This window comes from Paenibacillus illinoisensis NBRC 15959 (genome assembly GCF_004000925.1).
Lineage (GTDB): Bacteria > Bacillota > Bacilli > Paenibacillales > Paenibacillaceae > Paenibacillus > Paenibacillus illinoisensis.
This window is the reverse complement of record NZ_BIME01000002.1, coordinates 370,538-395,214: the sequence shown is the minus strand read 5'-3', so window position 1 is coordinate 395,214 and position 24,677 is coordinate 370,538. Positions and strand designations below refer to the sequence as shown.

The following is a 24,677-nucleotide window of genomic DNA, read 5'->3' as shown; positions in this document are numbered from 1 at the left end:
TAACCAAGTAATAAAGGCACGTTCTTATCAGAACGATGCCTTTATTTTGTGATGTTACATTAAGAAGGCCATTGATATGCCATGTGCCTGTTATCTGTATTTATGTCCTCAAGCTTTATAACATAAGGTACGATAATAAATAATTCGCCTATTTACCATTCTTGAATATATTGTAGGAATTCGAATGGAAGGACGGATTGGCATATGAATCGTACTGATCGTGAAGCAATCCTTTTTAATTCTAATGTTGGGGGTGGTTCGTACGACATTTGGCTATATCACGTATTAACAGGTCGGACCATGAAGCTAACCCAGAATCTTGGTGAAGAGTTTTCAATTCCATATTGGTCCCCAGATCTTCAGCATATCGCCTTTATCGGCAAGAATAATACTGTGATGGTATTGAATCTTAACAGCAGAACATGGGCACAGATTGATCAAATTGAACCTTATACTTTACTAAGCTGGTCACCGGATAGTCATTACTTGACTTATGTAAAGGACCATCGGATTGTGATCTACAATATCTACACGCATACCAGCGGCTCGATCGTTCAATATGGAGTCACCGATGTTCAATGGTTTCCCTCTGGAGAAGCTTTCCTGTATGCAGCACCAGATGAAGCAGGCATCACTCAATTATATAAGATCAACCGGGATGGCATGAACAAACAGCAATTAACTCGTAATACGGAGGGGCCACTCCACAATGTCAGAATATCTCCGAATGGAGAGTTTGCTCTATATACATCCCCAGGGGCCAGCATTTCCTTAATCACTACCGTGAATTTATCAACAGGAGTAAGCTCCCAACTCCAAGGTGGACCTCAGGCCAAGAACTATTTTCCCGAATGGTCTCCAGACTCTACGACAGTCGCATACAGCGCCACAGATATCGTGAATAATCAATACGTTTCATTCATCCAGACTGACAGGCGAGCTGGCGGGCAGCAAAAAACATGGGCGGTCTCCACCTGTTTCTCCACCCCGCTTAGTTGGTCTCCGGACGGGAAACGACTTGCATACTTATCAGGATGCAGCAATCAAGAACAAGCAGACGAAATTTGGGTTATTGATTTAGATCACCCTAATCATCCGACTAAAATTGTTGAAGCCAAGTGGATTACATCTCTAGCCTGGTCACCACAATTCCATGAACATGATTCCTATAAATTATACCTAAACCAGGTATACAAGGTATCCTTCTATTATCCGCGAAACTGGCGCAAAGTGACCGAAGAACGATTCGAAGGATCGGACGGATTTTTTCAGATATCGGCGATATCTTCCGAAGAGGAAATTCACGCAGTATGCAGAGCCGAAGCCTTCCATGTCCTGCAACCCTATGGAACCAATCCACGAATCTTTCCTGCATTGGTTCAAGCACAGGAAGCCTGTTTCATATTTCCTTCAGAAGACCAAGCCGTAGAAATGAGAAATCAGGCGGCACTTATTGTCAAATACCCTACGCCTGTTGTGATTCATGGAAGTACGTATTCCTATTTCATCTTGTGGGCCGATCAAGATCACTTAATCTCACTGGTAAAAACTTTGACTTTCATTTAACATAAAAAAAGAAAAGCTAATTTAAAAAGAGGTGCAGAACGAAAACAGTGTTTTGCACCCCTGTACCAAGTACATCATCCTTGCCAATGAAATAGAAAAACCGCCTTGAAATAGGCGGCTGTTTTCTGTGAGGTATGTGATATGATCTACCTTGTGTACCTTTCAATATCGTTTATCTCAGTATGCGACTCTCTTCGATAATGATCTTCGTGCTGACGAACATCATTCTTTAACTTTACTACGAATCCCCATCCCATTAAGGCAAGTAAAAGTACAGTAATCAAGGCATAAGCGAAACTGAATAAATTCATGAAAAAATTAATAAAAATTGCGCCCAGCATGAATCCCAAAATCCATAATACCCATTTTGTGCTCTTTTTCAACCATCTTCCTCCTTGAAGTTATTCCTTATTTTCCCTTCTATGTATCATAGTACATACGAAGGTAATTATAAATAGTTTCCAATCAAGGATTCGAAGATTCACAACTAGCTATTAGCGATTTATCAGGTTAAACCATGCTTCGAGTCCAGCTACTACTTCCTCCAATTGCTGTTCCTCAGTAATTGCTGGTGCATGATCTCCTTTTTGTTCCCCGTACGAGCCAAACTGCCCATGATTACCGCCCTTGATGCTTACATATGTCGTGTTTTGAGGAAGATTTATTTTGGATTCTTCCCATCGTTCGAAATTCAGCACGCCATCATCTGTACCAGTGATCTGTAAGGCTGACAAGTCCGTCTCCTTTAGGCTTCCACTCTCATCGGCGTAGGATGCTAAGTAAAAGACACCGTCCAGCGTGTCTGTGTGCTCGGCAGCATACCGTGATGCAAAAACTCCACCCAGCGAATGGCCACCAATTACAAAGGCTTCGTCTGGATGTTCCTCAATAAAAGAATCCGCCTTGTTTTCCCCAAACATGGCCAAATTGAAAGGCATATCGGCAATATAGACTCTATGTCCTTCTTCTGCTAATTTTCTGGCAAACGGAGCATAACTGGCTGGTTCCACTAGACCTCCCGGATAAAAAATGATGTTAGGTTCCACGATTTCGGTACCCACCGGTTCAAACCGATAGCCATTTTTGATCTTATTGATGCTAACCTGACTATCCGGGTTCATGGCTGCTTCGGCTCTTTCCGACGGACTATACGTGACGGATTGGAGATAAACGAAAAGTCCAATCACAACTATAATTACGGATAGACAAGACCAAATGAGTACCTTTTTCCACTTGTTACTGCGTTTTGCTGTCTTCAACTTCATTCCACCTTTATTCATTACTCGTTTCATTTCATACAAATTATACTTACCGGTAAATATAATTACAAGTCGATTTTGCTTATGAACGAGGTTTGTCATAAAATATTCATGGAGGAGAGTGTGCAATGCCAGATAAATCACCCAAACGTTTGCCCGGAAGACCCAAGCAAGCGGACACCAAAATTTCTGTACAGCAAACGATCATTTTAACTGCTTCCAAATTGTTCAAGGAATACGGCTACGAAACTGTCACGCTCCAACAAATTGGAAAACGATGCAATGTGTCTAAGCCGACCATATACTATCACTTTGCTAGCAAGCCTGAACTTTTTAAGGTAGCTATGATAACCATGTTCCAGAATGTACGCCGAGTAACTTCAGACTTTCTTGATCATGCTGAACATCTGGAGGATGGACTTATACGGTTGGCCGAGGCCAGACTGGCGAACCCGCATGCAGAGGTTGAAACCATGATTAGAGAAGCTGAGCCTTTTCTTGAGAAAAATCAAATTCAGGAAATCAGAGAAGCCGAGGCTCGCATTCATGAGGTATTGGCGACCCATTTCCAATTGGCCATGGACCAGCAAACTCTTCGCGAAGACGATCCCATGTTCTTAGCTGAGACTTTTTCGACCCTGATGTTAATGGGCAATCGGGAGAACACCCCGCAAAAGTATGAATCTAATCTTGCACTGGGCCAAAGGTTAGTAGGTATCTTTCTGAGAGGTGCGAAATCAACTTAGATTATGGTTGCTCCAGTGTAATTATGTTTTTTTGATTTCCTGAGGGAACTTTTTCAGATCTGTTCTTGAACTGCATTATTAGATTGTTGCCCGCAGTCGAGCTTAGCGCTTGGCTGCGGTTTTACATACTGTGTTGTAGTTAAAGCCTCAAACATTATCATTACCTTACTTTATGCCTGTGGATGAATTTTCAATTCTCTGATTATTTATTGGAGTACGTCCTTTTCAGGTATAGCTATTCGTACACGTTCTTATTCCTGCTCCTAACTAGGCGTTTGGTCCCTATGTATAAAAAAAGCCGCTAAATGGTATCAGCGACTTTTCAAAGTACAATGTTTTAGGACTCGTATATCTACATGTTGAGATCGGACTGAACCTCTTCAGTATGATCGGGTATCTTTCTAACCAATACGAAGTAAGTGATAATAGCAACAATACTCGTCCCTAACAAAGTAAGGCCCAATGGAACAGCTGTATCTTCACCCGCAATTCCCACCAACGGAGCGACCAACGCGCCAAGCAAGAAGGGAACAACCCCAAGTAATGCTGCGGCACTTCCGGCACTTTTGGCTTGACTCTCCATGGCAAGTGGAAATGCTGCTGTTGACGTAATCCCAATAGAACATACAAAGAAGAACAGCGGTATAACCAGAGCAAAAAGAGGGCCGTGAGCCAGCGTCACCATCAAGGCAGCAATACTTGCCACTAGTGCAAGCCATAGTCCCGATAATAGGAGCGTCTGCTCAGAGATTCGCTGTGCCAACCGGCCTACAAGCTGAGAGCCGATGATCAAGCTGATCCCGTTGGAAGCAAATAATATAGCAAAAACCGTCGGCGTGACTCCATATATATTTTGATAGATAAAAGGTGTGCCTGCTACATATGCAAAAACCCCAGCCGTCATAATTCCCTGTGCCAGCATGTAACCTACGAACTTCCGGTCACGTAGAAGCTGTCCATAGTTACGTAACTGAAGTTTGAAGTTAGGAGCAACGCGTCGTTCCGGCGGGTTCGTCTCTTTCAGACGCCATTTGGTCATTGCCCATAAGAAAACTCCCAGAACGGAGAGTGAAATGAACACACCAATCCATGTCGTAAATGAAAGAACGCCACTGCCTGCGATCGGTGCTGCCAAAGGCCCCAAATTCCCTACGAGCAATAATAAGGAGAAAAACTTGGTAAGCTCATGTCCACTGTAAAGGTCGCGAGCTATCGCGCGGGAAATAACGATTCCTGCTGAAGCCGAGAAACCTTGAGTGAAGCGAAACAAAATCAACAGACCAATATTCGGAGCGTAGGCGCACGCTAATGAACAGATGATATAGGCTGCCATGGAGATTAGTAGCGGTGTACGTCTTCCATAAGCATCGCTCAGTGGTCCCATGACCAGTTGTCCCGCACCCAGCCCTAGTAAGCAAGCAGTTAGACTGAACTGAACAAGTGAAGCGTTCGTGTTGAACGTTGATGCAATCTCAGGGAATGCTGGTAAATACATGTCGATCGTGAATGGGCCCAAGGTTGAAAATAAACCCAATAATAAGGCCAGGCCTGCAACATTCCATTTGTTGCTTTTAATCATTGATCCATACCTCTCTCTAAACATTACTTTAAACCTTTAGATAGTATAGCTCTTAGAGTTAACTTTAGGTCAAGCTATATTTGAACGTTCATGATTCAAGCGTTGTACGAACTGTTATTCGTTAGCCACCCTTCATGTATTAAACCAAGTAAAATAAAACCGTAAATCATTTTAGATTAACGGTTTTTAATCATTTACTATTCGTTTGACATAACCTTCAACCACAAACAACACAAAAAAAAGCTGCCCAATTACTCGGCAGCTTCGGTGCTTTGTTTTAATATAACGTTGGAACCGGAGAACAATTGAAGGAACGAATCTCACTCAATCCTATTGAATACTGATTCCATCTCCCGCCAAAAAATCTGTAGCCATAGGCTCTGAATTCACCGACCGCTGTCAAGAAAAACCAAAAGTTGTCTCCATTCCTAAGCCACATATACGTGAAACGATTAATGCAATTTTGAAGTCCCAAGGGATTAGCAGGATAGGGAAAAATGGATTGTGGGTATGCCATATTTTCAGATTCACTCCTTATAGGTAATTGACCTAACACCACTTTATGCCCAGCGTTACGATTTGGGTTGGGTGTTAGCCCGGGAGATCAGCTGATTTACATCATTGAATTTGCTTTGATTTTGACTTATATGAATCGCGCACTCCTTCTGCTTCCGTATTGAAAAAACCAAAACCCAATTCCTGAGTAAAAAAAGGTTTAGTCCAAAGTAAAATATGTGCACGTTCTCCTCTTCTCCATTCTCCTCTCTGACTCAAAAGTAAAAAATGAACGCGTTCTCGTCAATAACTTTGATATCGCGTTATCCCTTTCTAGATTACAATATTTTCAAGAATAGATTTGTTGAAATATTGCTAATAAGGGGGAAAAGAAATGAACAAGAAAAGCAAATTGGTCATGTTGTCATTATGCATCTCATCCTTATTATTGGCCGCGTGCACGAGTGAGGGCAGCTCCGGGAAAAGTCCAACGAACACAGACTCAGAAACCAACGAGGCTGGAACGGTAACCATTCACACGGTAACCTCTGAATACACTTCGGCCAAATATCCTAAGGGTGACGATATCACCAACAATGTGTGGATCAGGAGATACAAAGAGAAACTTAATATTGATGTAAAAACAGACTGGGTTAGTGATGAATACGATACCAAACTGAATTTGGCCATATCATCGAACGATCTTCCTGACGTCTTTCGGGTGAATCCTTCACAACTACGGCAATTAGTCGAAGCAGATATGGTCATGGATCTTACAGATGCATTTGAACAGCACGCCTCCGACCGTCTCAAAGGATATATGAAAGCGGATGCAGACAGTTTCGAATCGGGTAAAAAGGACGGCCAATTGTACGGGATACCACAAATGCACTGGGGTTTAATTGATCAACCGGACTTCGTCTGGATCAGGAACGACTGGAAGGAAGAACTCGGCCTCGAAGATCCAAAATCAGTGGCAGATATCAAGAATATCGCACTGAAATTTATGGAAAAGCACGGTGGTTATGGCATGGCGGTTGATCAATCGCTGGATTATCTGAATCTGCTCGCCATCGCATGGAACGCCCATCCGGATATTTGGATCGAGGATAGCAGCGGAGAGCTCGTATATGGTTCAATTCAACCGGAGATGAAAGCAGCACTGGCTGAATGGGCCGAATGGTATAAGCTTGGCATCATTGATCCGGAATTCGCGATCAAAGACTTCAATGCCATGAATGCCGATATTGTCGCCGGCAAAGTGGGCATGCAGCCTTACTATCAATGGTGGGGTTATAACCCTGGAGTTGATACGGTAGCCAATTTGGGCAAGGACGCCATCTTCTATCCGTATATCATCCCCACAATCGACGGTAAGGAAGCAAAACAATCGATCTCTTTCGCGAACGGCAACTATATTGTCATGAAAAAGGGATTTGAACATGCTGAAGAAATCATTAAAATCCTGAACGACTACGCTTATATCGTAGATGAGGGCCAGGGCAAGGAATCGAAAGAAACGTTATCCGCCTTACTGGACAACGATATCGCTCACGTGGTTGGAGCTTTCCGTGTACTTAATCCGAACTCCGACTATGAGCAGTTTGAGGCGGTATCCGCTGCGCTTCAGTCCAAGGACACCAGCGGCCTCACCACTTCGGGAATGTGGCAAAAATATAATAACAGTGTTGAATTCATGGAAAATGCAACGCCAGGAGCAGTCGGTGACTATTTGCAGCAAGGCGCTCCTAAGAATGCTTATGGTCTTGCAAAAAAAGTGCTCGATAGCGGGAACTATGTCAAGACAGGACTTTGGGGAGTAACTCCCGAAGCGCTGGCGAGCTACGGCACAACCTTGGATGATATCCTGACCGAAGGATTCACCAAGATCATTATGGGTACGGAAAGTATCGATTATTTCGATGTGATTGTTCAGAACTGGAGAGCTGCCGGCGGGGATGAAGCCAGCCGGGCAGTCAATGAAGCTTACGGAAAATAAATAGGTTTTGTAGCGGGGATGAGGAATTTTAACTTCTCTCCCCTTTTATTTTGCTGGAGATTCGATCTTATTACCGTGAACGGAGGAAAATGAATGCTGAGAAAATTAAAGCAGCAGAGTCCCTACCATTTAATGTTGATACCTAGCTTAATTTTGGTTTTCATCTTCAGTTACATCCCATTCTACGGACTCGTTATTGCCTTTCAGAAATACAATCCGGGGCTGGGGTTCAATTCTCCATGGGTAGGATGGGACAATTTCTCGCACGTGTTTAATCAGCCCAATTTCGTTAGGACGATCTGGAACACGCTGTATATGTCTGTCTTCAAGATCATTGGCGGCATTATTGTGCCTGTTATCTTCGCCTTACTGCTTAACGAGGTCGTAAGAAGCGCAGTCAAACGCACGTTCCAAACCCTTGTTTATATCCCCAACTTCCTCTCTTGGGTCATCATGGCTGGAATTATGCTCGATATTCTTAGCGCCGACGGCATCGTTAATTCGTTTTTAGGGGTATTCGGGATAGAGAAAATCTCATTTCTAGGCACGCCATCTATTTTTCCGTGGACCATGATTATAAGTGATATCTGGAAGGGATTTGGCTTTGGTACCGTTGTTTATCTGGCAGCCCTGACGAGTATTGATCCCGGGCTATATGAAGCTGCCGTGATTGATGGAGCCAAACGTTGGAAGCAGACCATATATATTACTCTGCCGCTTCTTATGCCCACTATTGTGTTGATGACCGTATTATCGCTTGGAAATGTACTTAATGCCGGTTTTGATCAAATTTATAACCTGTACTCCCCTGTGGTTTATCAAACAGGCGATATTATTGATACCTATGTGTATCGTTTAGGGATTCAACAGGCGCAATATTCCATTGGTACCGCTGTCGGATTATTCAAATCCATCATTTCCACGATACTGATGGCCCTATCTTATTTCCTGGCGTATAGGGTAGCAGGCTATCGCATCTTCTAAGGAGGACTATCACTATGATCAACGATAACAGTATAGGTAGACGTCTGTTTCATATCATAAACTACACCATATTGATGATCATCTCTCTACTATGCATTCTGCCTTTTATCAACCTGCTTGCCGTTTCATTTAGCAGCAGTGCGGCAGTGTCTGCAGGCAGTGTTACCTTCTGGCCCGTAGAATTTACGACAAAAGCGTATGAATTTGCATTATCCGGCGGAGCGTTCTATTCTTCCCTTTGGGTAGCCATCAAACGTACCCTGCTTGGAACACTCGTTAATCTTGTCCTGATTGTGCTTACAGCGTATCCGCTCTCAAAAACAAAGCAAAAATTGATGGGACGTAATGTATATATGGGATTTTTCATCGTGACCATGCTATTTAACGGAGGATTAATCCCAACATATCTCGTGGTGGTCAAAATGGGACTGATCGATTCGATCTGGTCACTGATATTACCTGGCGCTCTACCAGTCTTCAGTATGGTCATTCTCATGAACTTCATCAGAGGATTGCCAGAAGAGATTGAAGAATCCGCGATTATCGATGGTGCAGGTCCTTTACAAGTCCTTGTCCGTATTTTACTCCCCCTTCTTAAACCTGCTCTCGCAACTGTAGGGTTGTTTAGTATCGTTGCCCATTGGAATTCCTGGTTCGACGGTATTATCTATATGAACAATCCGGCCAATTATCCGTTACAGAGCTATTTGCAGACGCTCCTGCAGAGCTTTGAACAAATCATGCTGAAATCAGGCTCCGATTACACCCAACTCCTCTCCATGATGAACGCCAGAACCGGACGTGCCGCCCAGATGTTTTTGGGTGCCATTCCGATCTTGCTCGTTTATCCGTTTCTCCAGAAGTATTTTACGAAGGGTTTGGTACTTGGCAGTGTTAAAGGGTAACGTAAGAGGCTTGCAGGATGACCTGCAAGCCTCTATTTTTTTACTCAGGTACACTCGCAATAACAGGCAGCAGGATGGAAAAAATTGTACCTTCTCCCACCTTACTCTCTACCCGTACTCCATAGGGTTTGCCAAAATGCAGTTGAATGCGCCGCTGCACATTATGAAGACCGATTCCATTGGAACCATTGCCCGGATCAATCCTTCCTTCCATAAAACTTCGAATGGCATGATGTTCCATACCGACACCATTATCGCAAACTTCTATCGATATATTATCGCCCTGCGGCTGAATCCGAATCGTAATCACACCGTCTTCTTCGATTTCGGCTAGACCGTGAAAGATGGCATTTTCAATAATGGGCTGTAGAATCATCTTAGGCATAAGATAATCCAGCAGCTCATTTTCAATCTCATATCTCATCTGAATAGATCCGTAATATCTGACATTCTGTATGGTTGCGTAATTGATGATATTATCCACTTCCTCGCGAATGGTTACCAGGGTTCCATCCGACTTGGTCGCATAGCGAAGCATCGAAATGAGTGCATCTGTCATTTCCACGATTTTATCTGCTTGCTGCATGGATGCAATCCATTTTACGGATCCAAGTGTATTGTACAGAAAGTGAGGGTTGATCTGATCATGAAGTGCTCGCATCTCGGCTCCGGCTTTCTCTATTTCTTCTTTTTGCATTCGCTCAACCATACGTTTCAGTTCATGCGACATCTTATTGAAGCGAACCGACAAATGTCCGATCTCGTCTCGAGATCGAACCTCTTCAACCTGTTCAAACTGCCCTTTTTCAACCAGCGCGATATTGCGTAAAAGTTTCTTAATAGGACGTGTGATCACATGCGAGAGAAAGATCGAAATAATGGCAGCAAACAGTGACATGACGATAGCCAGCATGATGAGATTACGACCTAGTATTTTGCCATCCGCAGTCAGCTCATCCAAAGGCATATATAAATAAGTGGTCCACTTTTGCTGACTAAGCGGGCTGGTTACGACAATATTCAATGATTCTACTGGACGAACGTTGTCACGGAACAAGGTCCCAATCAGCTGGTCATTTACGTTGTATACAATTTTGTCATCCTCATCGACGATCATAAATCTGGAGCGAAGCCCTTCCTGCAAGTTGCGATTAACGATCTCTATAAATCTAATATCGATACTGACCACGATAACTCCGAGCAGTTTTCCGTTGGTCACATCATGAATCTTGCGTGCGTGTGATACGGCCAGAATTTTATTTTCCAATTGCTTATCAATCCTGGTGGTCAACGTAATCGTTCGATCATTGGAGTGCATAAACTTTTTAAACCATAATTCGTTCGCCATCTTGAAGTTGGGGTCTATGGGCTGGTGTGGACTAACGAACAGATCCTGTCCTCCGTTCAAGTTATAGAGGTAAATGGAAAATACGCGATCCTTCATCATGATGTAATTCATCAGAAGATTATAGGCCGCAATCTCATTCTGCTCCGTACCATTCCGCAGGAAATCCTGTATCGGAAAGCTTCCATCATGTGTCGCAGACAAACTGTCGTTAAGACCATTGCTGGCCAGCAGCGAGATTTTCTCGATTTCTTTAAGAAACTCGTCAATGCGAATATTGGTCTGCTTGGCCAGATCGCTCAGCAGCTTGGTATAATTCTGTGCCAACAAGCGTTCAGAAGAGTAATATGAATTGATGGTCATCACGAATACCGGAAGGATAATCACTGTCATACAAATCACCAAAATTTTGTACTTGATACGGAAGAGCCCTGGACGCTTCATATGCTGCACCTCTATTCACGGGATAACCTGGACTCCAGCTCTAGCTCACGGTATTCCTCTGGAGTTACACCTACTACCTTTTTGAAAATCTTACTGAAATACGTGTAATTGTGGTATCCCACCGTATCTGCGATCTCATATACTTTTAATTCGCGGCTTAATAGATAAGTCTTGGCATGTTCGATTCGAACCCGGGTCAAGTAGGAGATAAAGTTCTCTCCTTTCTCCTGCTTGAACAATCTGCTAAGATACGACGGGTTCACATTGATCTGGCCAGCTACGCTTTGCAAAGAAATGTCCTCGGCATAATACTTGTCAATGATCTGAATGGCCAGATCTGCATACGTAAGCTCCTGCATGATTTGGGAATCGGCTTTGAAGCAATATTCGATATGAGTCAGCATTTCCTGATGAATGTCCTCCCAATATTCTCCCCTCAGAACCCTTTCATAGGGCGACTCTTCTTTTAAATAAGGCTTGCTGCCTCGAGTATCGCGTGTCATATGGGAGTGGAGCATTTCCATTACCGTGATATATTGCTTACGAATACTGTTCTCATCCCCCCGCTTTGCTTCCAGATCCGATCGCACCATTTCAAGAAACTTCTCCGCCTCTTTGACGTCCTTGCTTACCCACAACTTATGAATGTCTTTTTGTTGCTGCGGACTCAGTATCCCATTAATTTCGTATCGTGCTGGAGCTTGAGCCAAATTCTCGTAAAACAATACCTGGTTGCTGCCTGTGAAAAAACTCTCCCTTAGTGCGGATTCCGCCTCTTGACATGCCTTCCTAAGAAAGCGAAATCCGGAAACCGTTGTACTTACACCAGCGGTTAGCGATAGATTCATAAAATCCTTGATCGAGGATAGAAGCTTATTGCACAGTTTATTAATGTCGACCTGGTTGGACCCACTGCCAGAAGGGAGATTGACGATAACCCAATATTCGGATGAACTTTCAACTAAAATCTCCTTGTTCCACTTGGATGGAATGATCTCTTCCATAATATTCACGATCGAAAAGCGGAGCAGCTTCTCTCCTTTCTCAATATATTTCCTCTTCACTTGCTCGTAATAGTTCACGACAAACTTGATAACCACAAGCCTGTCAGACCGTATGCGAAAATGCAGCTCTTCGGCTTTGGTCATCATATCTTTTTCACTTATGAATCCGCTTACAATATCCTGGAAGAAACTATCCTTGAGATGTCTTAAACTCTTCGAATAATCATGCTGCACAAATGGTACATTTGTCAGACTGTGCTGTTCGCTTTGCAGTTTCTGCCTGATCTTCGTAAGGAGTTCGATCAGGGATGATTCTGTAATTTCACTTTTGATCAAGTAGTCTACAGCACCCAGCTTTAATGCTTCCTTCACATAATGGAGTTCATCAAAATTACTCAGAATGACATACTTGCAATTTTTCAGTACTAAAGACGCTTCTTTTATGAGCTTCAGTCCATCCATAATGGGCATCTTGATATCCGTAATGATCAGATCGGGAGAAGCTTCGAGTGCAAGCTCCAAACCTTCCTTACCGTTTCCTGCTTCACCGACAACACAAAAGTCAAATTCCTCCCAGTTCAGCATGGAACGAATTCCAACGCGCATTAACAATTCGTCGTCCACAATCATCAGTTTATACATGAGAACCCCCAGTTTACGTTATTTCGTGATGAACCCTATTCTATTGATTTTGCTGAAAAATGCGAAAGCCCTGGAGCTTTTTAGCTATTTTACCATTGCAAAGTGAACGAGCCTATCTCCTTCAGAACTAAAATTCTAGTCCATATGTAAAGCCCGGAACTTGTCTACTCTCCAAACCAAATTGGCCCAATAAACTTTATGCAAATTGGCTCTGTTGAATCATCCAATTAACGAAAGAGAATTGGTGAATCTAATCGAGCGGTTGGTTACTGCTGGAGTCTCCTCTATCTGCTCGAACCGATCTGGAAGCTATTCCGGCAATATGGAAGTCTTCGTGTCGCTGCTGCAGCTGCTGAAATTATTGGTTTGACTTCAGGTTCTGGCCTCCCTCTTCCCTTACAGCTACTTCACCCAACAGCAAGAGATCTGTTGAACCCCTTACTTGCGGAGATTGAATCCTAGGAAAATATTTTCTAAAGGCTCCCTTGTAAACAAAACAATGGAGCACCTGCCGACTGACAAGCTGCTCCATTACGGCTTTCTTTTCTTATCAAATAAAATGATATTCAATAAGCTTGAAACAAGCTATTCCTCGATTCTTCCACAAAGTAATACAGCCGCTTGGATATCGGCTATACTAATCCAGCGACCCATGGGGATAACAGCAAACTGACATCACTGGTATTAATAAGATCACCAACCGCAAAACCTGTAAGATTTTGAACTCTGAAATTGATTGGAATTGCATCATCTACAGTCCCAGTTCCTGTAGTACGGCCACCTATGGATGAACCGTTAATTTGGTTATAAACAGCTAAGTAATAGACTATATTACCTGAAAGAGTCACTGGTGCAGTTAATGGCAATATGAACAGGCCTGGTGTTATGGTTGTTGCTACCGTAGTGACACCAATGACACTCGCTGTTGTGCCAGTGACTGGCTCCAACACTGCCATCTGAAAGGTACCTGTATTTGTACCCATTTGTGTAACAAACGCTGCAAGCCTGCTGATCGTAGAGTCTTGACCATCAAAAGCAAGTGCCCCAATGGCCTGATTATTTCCGCTCCCAGCATTAAAAGGGATTAATGTATCGATGTCTCCTATTTTGAGAGTTTCAATAAACGGCGAATCGGCGCCAGCAATTCCAGTCGCCCCAGTCACACCGGTTACTCCCGTTGAACCTGTAGCGCCCGTTGGGCCCGTTAAACCTGTGGCGCCGGTTACTCCGGTAACTCCTGTCGCTCCTGCTGCACCTACGCCTCCGGTTGCTCCCGTTGGACCTGTGGCACCTGTTGCTCCGGTGACCCCCTGCGCTCCTGCTGCACCCGCGCCTCCGGTTGCTCCTGTCGGACCTGTGGCACCTGTTGCTCCGGTGACTCCCTGCGCTCCTGCTGCACCCACGCCTCCACTTGCTCCTGTCGGACCTGTGGCACCTGTTGCTCCGGTAACTCCCTGCGCTCCTGCTGCACCCACGCCTCCGGTGGCTCCCGTTGGACCCGTGGCGCCTGTTGCTCCGGTAACTCCCTGCGCACCCGCTGCACCCACGCCTCCAGTTGCTCCAGTTGAACTTGTGGCACCTGTTGCTCCGGTGACTCCCTGCGCACCCGCTGGACCGACACTTCCAGTTGCACCCGTTAAACCTGTAGCGCCCGTTGCTCCAGTGACTCCTCGCGCACCCGCTGCACCCATGCCTCCGGTTGCTCCCGTTAAACCTGTAGCGCCCGTTGTTCCGTTGACTCCTTGCGCACCGGCTGGACCGACACTTCCCGTTGTTCCAGTTATGCCTTTAGCTCCGGTTGCTCCGGTAACTCCCGTTACACCCGCTGGACCGACACTCCCGGCTGCTCCTTTATCTCCTTTTATTCCTCTATATCCACGTGGTCCTCTCCAACTTCTACATCCTCTTTTGCACTTTCTGCTCTTCTTCTTATTATATTTTTTAGAACATGCATCCCTACTACAGTAAGGTTTATGATCTTTTGGAGGTTCATTATTTTGAATCTGGTTACAACAAGGTTTTGTTTTTTTCAGTTTCTTCTTCGTTGAAGAGCGATAGCTGGCCTTTTTCGGTTGCTGTCGCAAGGAGTTTTCTTTTATGCGAGTAATCTGATTGAGATCCAATGAAAAGGTCAACTTCAACACACCTCCTTATGCCTAAGATATGCGGTGGTTGAAAACTGGGACTAGGTAAACTCACCAATATATAGCCTATCGTCATCTAGACAATTGCTCATAGTAACCAAATCCCTTAAGCAGGCCAAGCCAAATATCAGAAAATCTCAAAAGACAATACTATGTATAACTGGGATCGACCCGTAAGTCTATACTCCATGAATTTCACAGAGTTAGCTCCCTTCTCGCTTTCGACCAAACGGTTATTTTGTTAGTCTACGAATACCTTGATATATTAATATGAAGAGCTATTAGTCAGATATATAAAAATTGGAGTTCAAGTTTGTGAGGTGAAGCACGTGTATACCATAAGTGAAATGCAATCTATATTGAATATCAATGCTTCGACTCTCAGATATTACGAAAAAGAGGGGATTCTCCCCGAAATTGAACGTAATGATGGTGGAAGACGGGTTTACAAGGAAGAACATGTACTGCTGTTGAAATTTCTCCTCTGTTTAAAGGAAACGGGAATGAGCATTGAAGACCTGAAAGCCTATATGAACTTAGGCTATCAGGTGGAGACTATGCTTGAAGACCGAAGAGATATTTTAATCCAACACAAAAAAAGCGTAGAACACCAGATTGCCCAAATCCAATCCAATCTAGAACGCATCAATCAGAAAATTGGATTCTATGATGATTTGATTTCGAAGAAGAACCTTCCTGAGTGAGGATGCTTGACTTAAAGTTAACTTTAAGATGTATGTTATGTACACATCACGAAAAGGAGAATTAAACATGCACTCAAACAAAACTTATCGTCGTACTCCTCAGGAGCCCATTACATCAGGTTACGGAAAACATTCCACAGCAAAAGATACGCTCCAAGAAATCAATCTAAGCGATAAAATTTGTATTGTAACCGGCGGATACTCTGGCATTGGACTGGAGACCACCCGTGCTTTGGCAGAAGCCGGTGCTACAGTCATTATACCTGCACGGACTATAGAGAAGGCTCGTACGGCTCTAGCCGATATCCCTCATGTTGAGATAGAAGAGCTTGATCTCATGGACCTCGATTCCATTGATGCCTTCGCCAAGCGCTTCCTGGATTCGCAACGCCCACTTGATATTCTTATTAACAATGCTGGTATCATGGTTCCTCCCCTGACCCGGGATTTCCGTGGGTACGAATCCCAATTCGCTACAAATCATCTAGGACATTTCCAGCTCACTGCGCGTTTGTGGCCTGCCCTTAAACAAGCAGGAAGCGCTAGAGTCGTCTCGGTCTCCTCTTCAGGCATTGTGTTCGGAGGAGTTAACTTTGAAGACCCGAATTTCGAACAAGAACCATATGAGAAATGGAGAGCTTACGGACAGTCCAAATCTGCAAACTCCCTTTTTGCCGTTTCATTAGATGAACTCGGGTATGATTATGGCATTCGGACATTCGCTGTCCATCCTGGTGCAATCTATACCGATTTGTCACGCTTCCTGTCCGAGGAAGAATTGAATAATTTGGACTTTGGAATGGACCTCAAGACAGAAGAGCAAGGAGCAGCAACGAGTGTATGGTGTGCCACAAGTCCGACTCTGGAAGGTCAAGGCGGTGTGTACTGTTTAGATGTGAACATTGCCAGAGCCGTACCTACGGTGCAGGATATGCCAGGTGTACTGCCTTGGGCCATTGACTCTGACTCAGCACAACGATTGTGGCTGCTTAGCGAGAAATTAACCGGTGTGAAGTTTGATCTCTAACCTAACCGGAAGTTTACGAAACGGTACCTTTAATGATCACCATTTTTACATTTGATTCCTCCACGCTAAGTCATAACTCCAGAGAGCAAGGCGAATAGGCAGCCATTTATCCCTTCTCGTTTAGGACAGGTGTAATCAACAAGAAGCGAGCCGTGCACTGATAGCACGAGCTCGCTTCTTGTTGTCCTATGACTACTTTTACGATGACCGCTTGGTAACTTCCATCCCTCTCCTCTTACCGGTTCCTACAGGACTTCACTCCATTATTTTAATTCTCTCGTAAACTCCTTGATTTTTTCAGAGATTTCTTGGGGATGGGAACGATACAAGTAATGTCCCGCATCCATTAGGAGCATTTCTGCATGTGTAGAATCCTTTATTTGCTTCTCATGTTCGGGAACCCATTGATCCGTTGCGGCGTTATTCGCTTGAACAAAGAGGAGAACCGGTAAGTTTTGAGGGAACGATAGCTTCTCGGCTTCAGTAAAGTTGGCATACATGTGCTCTGCCTCGTTCAACTGCGTGTTGTTATACATGTTTTTACGTATGAAGATGTCTATTTGCTCTTTGGTTTGTTGATCATATGGCAGTCCTTCATAAGGGTCCGTGCTTAGTTTTAACTGTATGCGGTGGAAGCCCAGGTTACGAAACCATTTAATCGGAGTGGTCACCGATGAATCAATGGTCTGTTCTTCTTTCAGCGTTGGAACACTGCTATCCAGCCCGATAAATGCTCTCACCTCGTCCGGATATTGGTTCACATAATCCAGACTATAGATCCCTGATATGGAATGCCCCATGAGAATGTACCGGTCAATATCGAGGCTTTGTAATGCTTCATGAATTTCACTTACGATATTTGCAGTGCTGCGCTCCTTCTCAGTCTGATCGCTTAATCCGTAACCAAAAGGCTCAACGACAACGACTTTGTAAAATGGTGCTAATTCTGCGATAAGTGGTTTAAAATCAAGTGCAGGTGCCGCTGTTCCATAACCGGGTAGCAGGACAACCGTCTCTTCGCCTTTCCCCTGAATCGAAACATTCATCTGCTTCCCATCCACAGATACAAGCTGACCGTAAGGTTCCGTTCTTTTTTGTTCTGAATAACGGCTAACCTTGTTAAACGTATACACGCTGGCTACAAAAAGCAGGATGGCTATTACGATTACAGCGATAATTTTAAGTAAAATATGTAACACTTTCTTGAATAATGTACGTTTCCTTACTTCCCTTGCTACTTGTTGTGTCAATCTCTTTCAGCTCCTCTTGTCATCTATACAATGGCCTTCCGGCTACTGATGCAAGTCTAACCAACCAAGTTGTCCTCTGAATGAATGCAATATGAACGGAGTATGAACAACCTAAAATGCAAAGGATGAAGTTCCTAAACTCCTTCCAAGCGTAAGAAATCAGCCCAATGTAATTAAAAAAAGCCGCTAAACAGCGACTTTTAGTCAGATAAGTTCAATTGTTATATCCCTTTTTAGCTTCATTCCAAGCAATGAAGAATTCACGGACACATCTGTATCGTTGATCACGATCCTGACTAACCGCTCGTAGAGCGACTTCGTATAGTGATCTGTTTGCTTCCCATTTTGCAAATGAATGTTCCATCTCACCACCCAGCAACCCGAATGCAATGGCTCCCATGGTGAACACATTCGTTCTCGCATCAATAGGCGCACCCCGTGTGAACTCTTCCGGTGCCTTTGAGCGTGCTGCTCCCCAAAAGTTCTCTCCCATGTCATTGACGGAAGGAGACGTTCTGTAGAAGTCAATATCACAAATCTTCGTTTCATCCGTTGTAAAATCATACAGAATACTACCGTCATAAAAGTCAACAGCAACGTATCCTTTGGACTCCACGTGTTGATGAAACTCAAATATCGTATCCAGTGAATACTGCCTTTGCTCAATTGATAATTGTTTATATTTATAAAAAGGCGACTCAGGGTGACAATGTTTTGCCTCCCCTGCAAATAACCAGTGTGAATGCAGGCATTCACCAGTAAACCATTCAAAAATGGCAGCATACCCATCTCTTGTTTCAAAATGATCTATAAGCTCAATGAGATTGGGGTGAGCCAAGGTTTCGTACAGCGGCATCGCACGTTTTAATCTGGAAATTGCATCTCTGGGATCCCCAGAGAACGCCATCGGTCTGCAACCCGCATATTTAACAAATCGCTTCTTGCCGTTAATCTCAACTCCAAAACTGATGTTACCCGAATCCTGCTGGTCAAACACGCTAAAAACGGTACCAAGCGATTGTAGCCAAGTGAAATCATGGTCTTCTTGAAGTTCAAATGATACATGATCCATGTTGAATGGAATCGATTTTTGATCCATATTATCGTCCCCTCACATTTGGGGATTCACGCCGTTTATAGGGCTACTTAAACGTGTTCCCCCCATTTTGATCTGCCCTGTTATCATATAAATGTCTTTTCATAAGACATCACTCCTCTCGTATTCTGTACCACTATTATCCATCTAAATGTAGTTTTTGCAAACCTTCATCAGGGTGAGGTAACTCCCCGTATTTTACTTAATCATTGAAAATCAAAAAAAGTCGCTTAGATAGCGACTTATAGTTTAAACACTCTTATTTAACTATCCAGCAAATTTAATTGGATGCTCTTCATGCATTTTAATTAATACTGAAATACCGCCGGGAATTGTTGTACAATTCCGCCTGTCATCATATCCGCCATCTCTAACGCCTGCTGTTGAATTGAATCACTTATTGCAACATTTCTTACGTAATCTTTCGCTATCCGAGTTGCTACTTCTTCCGTGAGGAGACGTAAATGCTCATGCATCATCCGGTGCCATTCGATTTGGGACCAGTATGGATTAATTTGGGCGAGAAAGGCTGCTATTGCATCTGCATTCGCATACCACCGTTTCTGAGCATCTGCTGCAGCTGTCGTGTTACCTGACTTCAAGTTACTAACAAGTTCGGCGGCAATCGTTAAATGTTCTCTAAACAATTTTTCAAATTGATTGGCTATGGCCGTCCCGTACAATGCTTCTAGCACCATGGCGAAATCACTTGGATTGCGTAGAAGTCTCGCGGTTGTTGGCTGGACATCCTCAAGCCCATCGACGATACTGTTCACCGTTAATCTCGTCCAGAACACATGCTGTTCCCATAGTGATCTGAGCTTCCTGTTTAAATCGACGCTGGCTGGCGTCCAGCTCAAATGATCTGCCTTTCGATAGACAGGATAATAGTACGTTGGAATATAATCCATCATGATCCGTCAGCTCCTTTTCTACAACAATATATAGGCAATAGCCTTCATTGGTGCATTCTGATGGACATCGTCTATTCTTTTGTCATTTCTGAAACTTTTGATTAGAAAAAAATAAAAACCAATGGACGAGGAACGTCCACTGGTTTACATCTTATATATCGTTACAAGGATTCTTCCCACATCTCTGGTTCAACATGTACATGTACAGTATACACGTCGTGTTCTCTGAGCAATTCGTCTTCAACATCGGTGCATATATCGTGTGCTTGCTGCATGTCCAGGTCAGAACGAACCGTAATAACGACGTCTACAACCGCATTATTTCCGTAGCTTCTCGCTCTTACATCTTTCACTGTCTCTACCCCATCAATCGTAGCAATGGTTTTTCTGTACTCCCGAATAAGCTCCACATCAAAACCGTCTGTTAAATGGTGAGTAGCCTCTTTGAAAATATCCCATGCTGTTTTACAAATGAGGAAACCTACGATGACTGCTGTTACCGGGTCAAGCCAAGGCAGGCCAAACTGCGAGCCTACAATTCCAATGACGGTACCGGCACTTACCCAAGCATCGGATATATTATCACGAGCTGCGGCCATGACCGCCTGGCTCTTGATTTTGGTAGCAAGTCGTTTATTGTAGCGATAGACCAAGTACATCACAACAGCACAGAAAATGCCTGTATATGCGGCAATCGGATCAGGCGATTCATTTTCCCCTTGAAAGACGGAACCAATGGCTTCAAATAAAACTTGTAAACCAACAGCCATCATGATGAAAGAAGCAACTAATGATGCAACGGTCTCCGCTTTCCAGTGACCATATGTATGATCCTTGTCTGCTGGACGTTGAGCAAGCCGGAGTCCAATAAGGACTGCGATCGATGCCACAATATCGGTTGCGTTATTCAACCCATCTGCTTTGAGCGCTTCTGAGCCTGCGATGGAACCGATAACCAGTTTTAATGCGGTCAGGCATATATAAGCAATGATGCTAATAATGGCTCCTCGTTCACCCATTTTTAAATTGTCGTACTTCAGTTGATCCACGAATAAAATCCTCCTGCATTCCCCAGTCTTCTAGCACGTTTTTGATAGTATCATCGAGAGATTATGTGGGTCTAGAGAAACGTTTTGGGGACAGTGAAACATAATCTGAACGCGGCAAGACTGTTATAACAAACTAAAAGAATTGGAGTGGGTAAACTTTTCCCGTGTGTAGAACTACAATTAGAAAAAGCGAGCTGTTTGCTCGCTTTTGTACAAACTTGCATAGTAGTCAATTCTTCAAGGCCGGTATCTGAGTGCTCCACTCTTCCCCGTTGAGAGTCCCCTTGAATTGGTAGACTGGCTGGTAATACCCCTTTGAATCGTAGGCATAGGTCAATTCATAATCCGTCACAATCAATTTGTCGTTTTTTTGCAGGTCATTATACATGTAGAAATTCCCTCTGAGAACTTCTTCATACGCCTGCGCTGGACTGCTCACATCAACAGTGCGAATATATTTATTTTTATTCATGGCATAGAACAATTCCTGTGGAATAAGACCTTCTGCCGCAGGAACAATGATGATCATCCCATGATCAAAGTCTCGCTGTTCTGTTGACATATCGGAGTTGGTCATATGCAAATCCCATCGAACGGTATCTTCATTTTGCGTACTAAATTCAGCTTTTTGAGGCAGTAATCCATGCTGACTTAGCCACTTACCATAGGCAGTTCCTTTTTCTGTCAGAACCTCCGGCTGCATTGAGATCGTCGCATACTGATCAGGTGCCAACGACCAATTACCGCTATTCATGTTGTAATTAAAGGTGTAATCGTTCCCTCCGCTGTCATACAGCTTCCAGATTCGGTTGAATCCGTCAATGGAGATGTGACCTCTCTGTTGCAGTTGAAAATGATCACTCAGTAATGAAACCATCTGCTTGGCATACTCCATGTTATAAATCTCAAAGCTTCGATATAGTGCTGCGGGTTCAGCGTGGTCGGGCAGTTTCGTGTCTAGCGTCACATGGACTTGATTCATTTTCTGCGATGTGGCTGGACGAATGGCAAGGTTCCCGAGTTCTTGGCTGGAATACATGATAAGTGCCCCTGTAAATAACAGTACAAAGGTCAAAGGAATACAGAACGCACGAAACATAGCTTTGAAGGATATTCTCTTTTTTTGCCTGATATCAAGGATTGCACTCATCAACCCATATCCGGCTAAACTGCCGAGCGTATTGTGTAGTATGTCATCCAGTTCAAAAATCCCTCTGCCTGTCACCATTTGAAATGTTTCTATACCTACTGTAATCATCAGCGATATGATTAATATCGACTTGAAGCCACGTGTCTTCATTCCCAGAAGCGGAAGCAGGAAGCCTAGTGGTGCAAACATCAACATATTGAAAATAATAAGCTGGAATTCACTCAGCGACCATTGATTCCATGCACTTACATAGCCGCTGAACAACTCCAGGTTTACCCATCCGGTATAGTTAGCGCCTCTGCTAAATGTAGTTAACATCATGACCATGATCAGCCAGCCCATCAACGATAATGAGGCTATAAACTGCCATAATTTTATGATGCGTTTTCCACCTCTTTTTCTATACAACCTATACGTTACTAACACGATTCCCAAGGCTATGAGACCGACTATTAATGCAACACCCACGACAGGTAATAGTTTCTGTACCACTTGAATGAAATCCATCTGTAACTCCTCCCATAATGAATGGCTGCACTCCGCAGCCCTTAATGGTTCAAGTATACCGATAGTGGAAAAAAGCTCCTATCTATCAAGCTTTCATGAATCTTTCAATCGTGTAAGGTTGTGCTTGAGATCCATACAAAATAAACCAAAAAGGAGAGCGGCCTGTATAATTACAGGTCGCTCTCCTTCTATTTTAAATCGTTTTCTAGTGATCCAGAAATACAAGCTGGATGAAGAACAATACCGCAAACACGTAGAATACAGGATGAACATCCTTTCCTTTACCACGAAGCAGCTTCAGAACCGGATAGAAGATGAACCCTACGCCAATACCTGTCGCAATACTGTGCGTTAGTGGAGTAAGGATGATAATCAAGAAAGCAGGAAATGTTTCTTCGAGATCCTTCCAGTTGATTTTGCTGATAACACTGATCATGAAGTACCCGACAATAATCAGTGCCGGAGAAGTAATCGCCGGAATACCGGATATCACACTTACGATAGGTGTAAAGAACAACGTAAGCGCAAGCAGTACACTTACCGTTACTGCCGTCAGTCCGGTTCTTCCTCCCGCAGCTACCCCTGTGCTGGACTCGATATAAGCCGATGTTGGGCTAGTTCCGAGCAAGGCGCCGGTGGTCGTTCCTACGGCATCTGCCAGGAGCGCACCGCGTGAGCGAGGGAATTTCCCGTCCTTCAGGAGTCCTGCTTGTTCAGCAACACCCAGCATCGTTCCCGTTGTATCAAACAGCGTGATTAACAGGAAGGTGAAGATGATCGTATACAAGCCATTCGAGAATACACCTGCCAGATCCAGTTGGAAAGCCGTTGCTGTAAGCCCTTCTGGCATGGATACGATCGATTCCGGCATTTGAAATAGTCCCATTATCCAGGCAAGAATCGCGGTAACCACCATTCCGATGAACAGATAACCTTTTACATTGTAAGCCATCAACACAACCGTAATAATCAATCCAATAATCGTCAGGTAGGTCATTGGCTCTGCCAAGTTCCCGATGGTAATCAAATTCGATTCCGAATCGGCAATAATTCCCGCATTTTGCAAGCCTACCGTCGTAATAAACAGTCCGATCCCTGCCGTAATCGCATGCTTGAGACTCGCCGGAATGGCATCGAGCAGCATGTAACGGAAGGAAGTAAGTGATAGAATAATAAACAAAAGCCCTGCGATGAATACTGCGCCCAGTGCAACCTGCCAAGACACACCATATCCCGCAACTACACTATAGGCAAAGAAAGCATTCAGACCCATGCCCGGCGCGATAACGATTGGATAGTTGGACCATATCCCCATAATCAGCGTTGCCACAATGCTCGCAAGAACCGTTGCGATGAATACCCCGTTGAACTCCATTCCCGTGCTGCTGAGGATTCCCGGGTTTACAATCACTATGTATACCATCGTGAAGAATGTCGTGATCCCTGCGATGATTTCTGTTGAAACACTCGTGCCTCTTTCTTTCAGTTTGAACCAGTTGTTCATGGTAAAGCCAGCCTCCAACTTTCAAATTATTTCTGGATTAGATAAAAACAAAAAAATCCTAATCTTCGTATAGGATTGTAATATTACCGCTCCTATATTCGTCATTAGGATTGAACAGCTAAGCTTAGAGACCCAAAAAGTGATCCTCATATCTGTTATAACCTGATGTCCATTTCGTATTTTAATAAAAGTAACACGCATTGTCAACGAATCAACCGATTTGTTCACAGTTAATTACGAACTATATAGATATTTTATAGATTATTCATTCGTTTTTTCGACTTTGATACAGTTCCCCATTAGCCATGGGTATCTGCAAACGCAGAACAAAAAACAAACCACGGCATCGAATCCGGTACCGCAG

General features: G+C 43.8%; 19 protein-coding genes. 7 read left to right on the top strand and 12 right to left on the bottom strand.

Annotated features, from left to right (window positions below):
• Positions 1-204 precede the first annotated feature (204 nt).
• Entirely contained in the window at positions 205-1,566 is a 1,362-nt protein-coding gene (locus PIL01S_RS07165) for a TolB family protein (protein WP_127536910.1), read from the top strand.
• A 146-nt stretch (positions 1,567-1,712) separates the two neighbouring features.
• Here PIL01S_RS07165 and PIL01S_RS07160 read toward each other — a convergent pair whose 3' ends face one another.
• The gene (locus tag PIL01S_RS07160; RefSeq protein ID WP_127536909.1) at positions 1,713-1,949 is read right to left on the bottom strand and encodes a hypothetical protein; all 237 of its coding nucleotides are present in this window, start codon (positions 1,947-1,949) and stop codon (positions 1,713-1,715) included.
• Positions 1,950-2,060: 111 nt separating this feature from the next.
• Positions 2,061-2,831: an alpha/beta hydrolase gene (locus PIL01S_RS07155; RefSeq protein ID WP_127536908.1), complete on the bottom strand. Its 771-nt coding sequence runs from the start codon at positions 2,829-2,831 to the stop codon at positions 2,061-2,063.
• A 122-nt stretch (positions 2,832-2,953) separates the two neighbouring features.
• Here PIL01S_RS07155 and PIL01S_RS07150 point away from each other — a divergent pair, with 122 nt between their 5' ends.
• On the top strand, positions 2,954-3,571 hold the full coding sequence (locus PIL01S_RS07150; protein WP_127536907.1) for a TetR/AcrR family transcriptional regulator: 618 nt from the start codon (positions 2,954-2,956) through the stop codon (positions 3,569-3,571).
• 352 nt (positions 3,572-3,923) lie between these two features.
• Here the strand turns inward: PIL01S_RS07150 and PIL01S_RS07145 are convergent, their stop codons facing one another.
• On the bottom strand, positions 3,924-5,150 hold the full coding sequence (locus PIL01S_RS07145) for a multidrug effflux MFS transporter (RefSeq protein WP_127536906.1): 1,227 nt from the start codon (positions 5,148-5,150) through the stop codon (positions 3,924-3,926).
• An 889-nt stretch (positions 5,151-6,039) separates the two neighbouring features.
• Here PIL01S_RS07145 and PIL01S_RS07140 point away from each other — a divergent pair.
• The 3 genes from PIL01S_RS07140 to PIL01S_RS07130 all read left to right on the top strand — a co-directional run bounded on the left by PIL01S_RS07140 (position 6,040) and on the right by PIL01S_RS07130 (position 9,533).
• Positions 6,040-7,644 (top strand): type 2 periplasmic-binding domain-containing protein, encoded by a 1,605-nt coding sequence (locus PIL01S_RS07140; RefSeq protein WP_127536905.1) that lies wholly within the window; start codon positions 6,040-6,042, stop codon positions 7,642-7,644.
• A gap of 93 nt (positions 7,645-7,737) precedes the next feature.
• Positions 7,738-8,628, top strand: coding sequence for an ABC transporter permease (locus PIL01S_RS07135; protein ID WP_095357605.1), 891 nt, complete (start codon positions 7,738-7,740; stop codon positions 8,626-8,628).
• Between the two features lie 14 nt (positions 8,629-8,642).
• A complete protein-coding gene (locus tag PIL01S_RS07130) occupies positions 8,643-9,533 on the top strand; it encodes a carbohydrate ABC transporter permease (protein ID WP_127536904.1) in 891 nt (296 codons plus the stop codon).
• Positions 9,534-9,573: 40 nt separating this feature from the next.
• Here PIL01S_RS07130 and PIL01S_RS07125 read toward each other — a convergent pair whose 3' ends face one another.
• The 3 genes from PIL01S_RS07125 to PIL01S_RS30010 form a co-directional block, all read right to left on the bottom strand.
• Positions 9,574-11,271, bottom strand: coding sequence for a cache domain-containing sensor histidine kinase (locus PIL01S_RS07125; RefSeq protein ID WP_246058108.1), 1,698 nt, complete (start codon positions 11,269-11,271; stop codon positions 9,574-9,576).
• Between the two features lie 62 nt (positions 11,272-11,333).
• Positions 11,334-12,968, bottom strand: coding sequence for a helix-turn-helix domain-containing protein (locus PIL01S_RS07120; protein ID WP_127536902.1), 1,635 nt, complete (start codon positions 12,966-12,968; stop codon positions 11,334-11,336).
• A gap of 632 nt (positions 12,969-13,600) precedes the next feature.
• Complete coding sequence (locus tag PIL01S_RS30010; protein ID WP_281280772.1) at positions 13,601-15,103, bottom strand: collagen-like protein; 1,503 nt, start codon at positions 15,101-15,103, stop codon at positions 13,601-13,603.
• Between the two features lie 338 nt (positions 15,104-15,441).
• On the opposite strand from PIL01S_RS30010, the gene PIL01S_RS07105 reads away from it, so the two are divergent.
• Positions 15,442-15,816 carry a MerR family transcriptional regulator gene (locus tag PIL01S_RS07105; protein WP_127536900.1) on the top strand — a complete coding sequence of 125 codons (375 nt, stop codon included), beginning with the start codon at positions 15,442-15,444 and terminating at the stop codon, positions 15,814-15,816.
• A 67-nt stretch (positions 15,817-15,883) separates the two neighbouring features.
• A complete protein-coding gene (locus PIL01S_RS07100; protein ID WP_127536899.1) occupies positions 15,884-16,843 on the top strand; it encodes an SDR family NAD(P)-dependent oxidoreductase in 960 nt (319 codons plus the stop codon).
• Between the two features lie 263 nt (positions 16,844-17,106).
• Here the strand turns inward: PIL01S_RS07100 and PIL01S_RS07095 are convergent, their stop codons facing one another.
• The 6 genes from PIL01S_RS07095 to PIL01S_RS07070 form a co-directional block, all read right to left on the bottom strand.
• Positions 17,107-18,093 (bottom strand): alpha/beta fold hydrolase, encoded by a 987-nt coding sequence (locus tag PIL01S_RS07095; protein ID WP_127536898.1) that lies wholly within the window; start codon positions 18,091-18,093, stop codon positions 17,107-17,109.
• A gap of 214 nt (positions 18,094-18,307) precedes the next feature.
• Entirely contained in the window at positions 18,308-19,192 is an 885-nt protein-coding gene (locus PIL01S_RS07090; RefSeq protein ID WP_127536897.1) for a protein kinase family protein, read from the bottom strand.
• A 305-nt stretch (positions 19,193-19,497) separates the two neighbouring features.
• The gene (locus PIL01S_RS07085; protein ID WP_127536896.1) at positions 19,498-20,103 is read right to left on the bottom strand and encodes an acetylglutamate kinase; all 606 of its coding nucleotides are present in this window, start codon (positions 20,101-20,103) and stop codon (positions 19,498-19,500) included.
• Positions 20,104-20,264: 161 nt separating this feature from the next.
• Positions 20,265-21,152, bottom strand: coding sequence for a cation diffusion facilitator family transporter (locus PIL01S_RS07080; protein ID WP_127536895.1), 888 nt, complete (start codon positions 21,150-21,152; stop codon positions 20,265-20,267).
• 229 nt (positions 21,153-21,381) lie between these two features.
• On the bottom strand, positions 21,382-22,809 hold the full coding sequence (locus PIL01S_RS07075) for a VanZ family protein (protein WP_127536894.1): 1,428 nt from the start codon (positions 22,807-22,809) through the stop codon (positions 21,382-21,384).
• A gap of 205 nt (positions 22,810-23,014) precedes the next feature.
• On the bottom strand, positions 23,015-24,313 hold the full coding sequence (locus PIL01S_RS07070; protein WP_127536893.1) for an NCS2 family permease: 1,299 nt from the start codon (positions 24,311-24,313) through the stop codon (positions 23,015-23,017).
• Between the last annotated feature and the right edge of the window lie 364 nt (positions 24,314-24,677).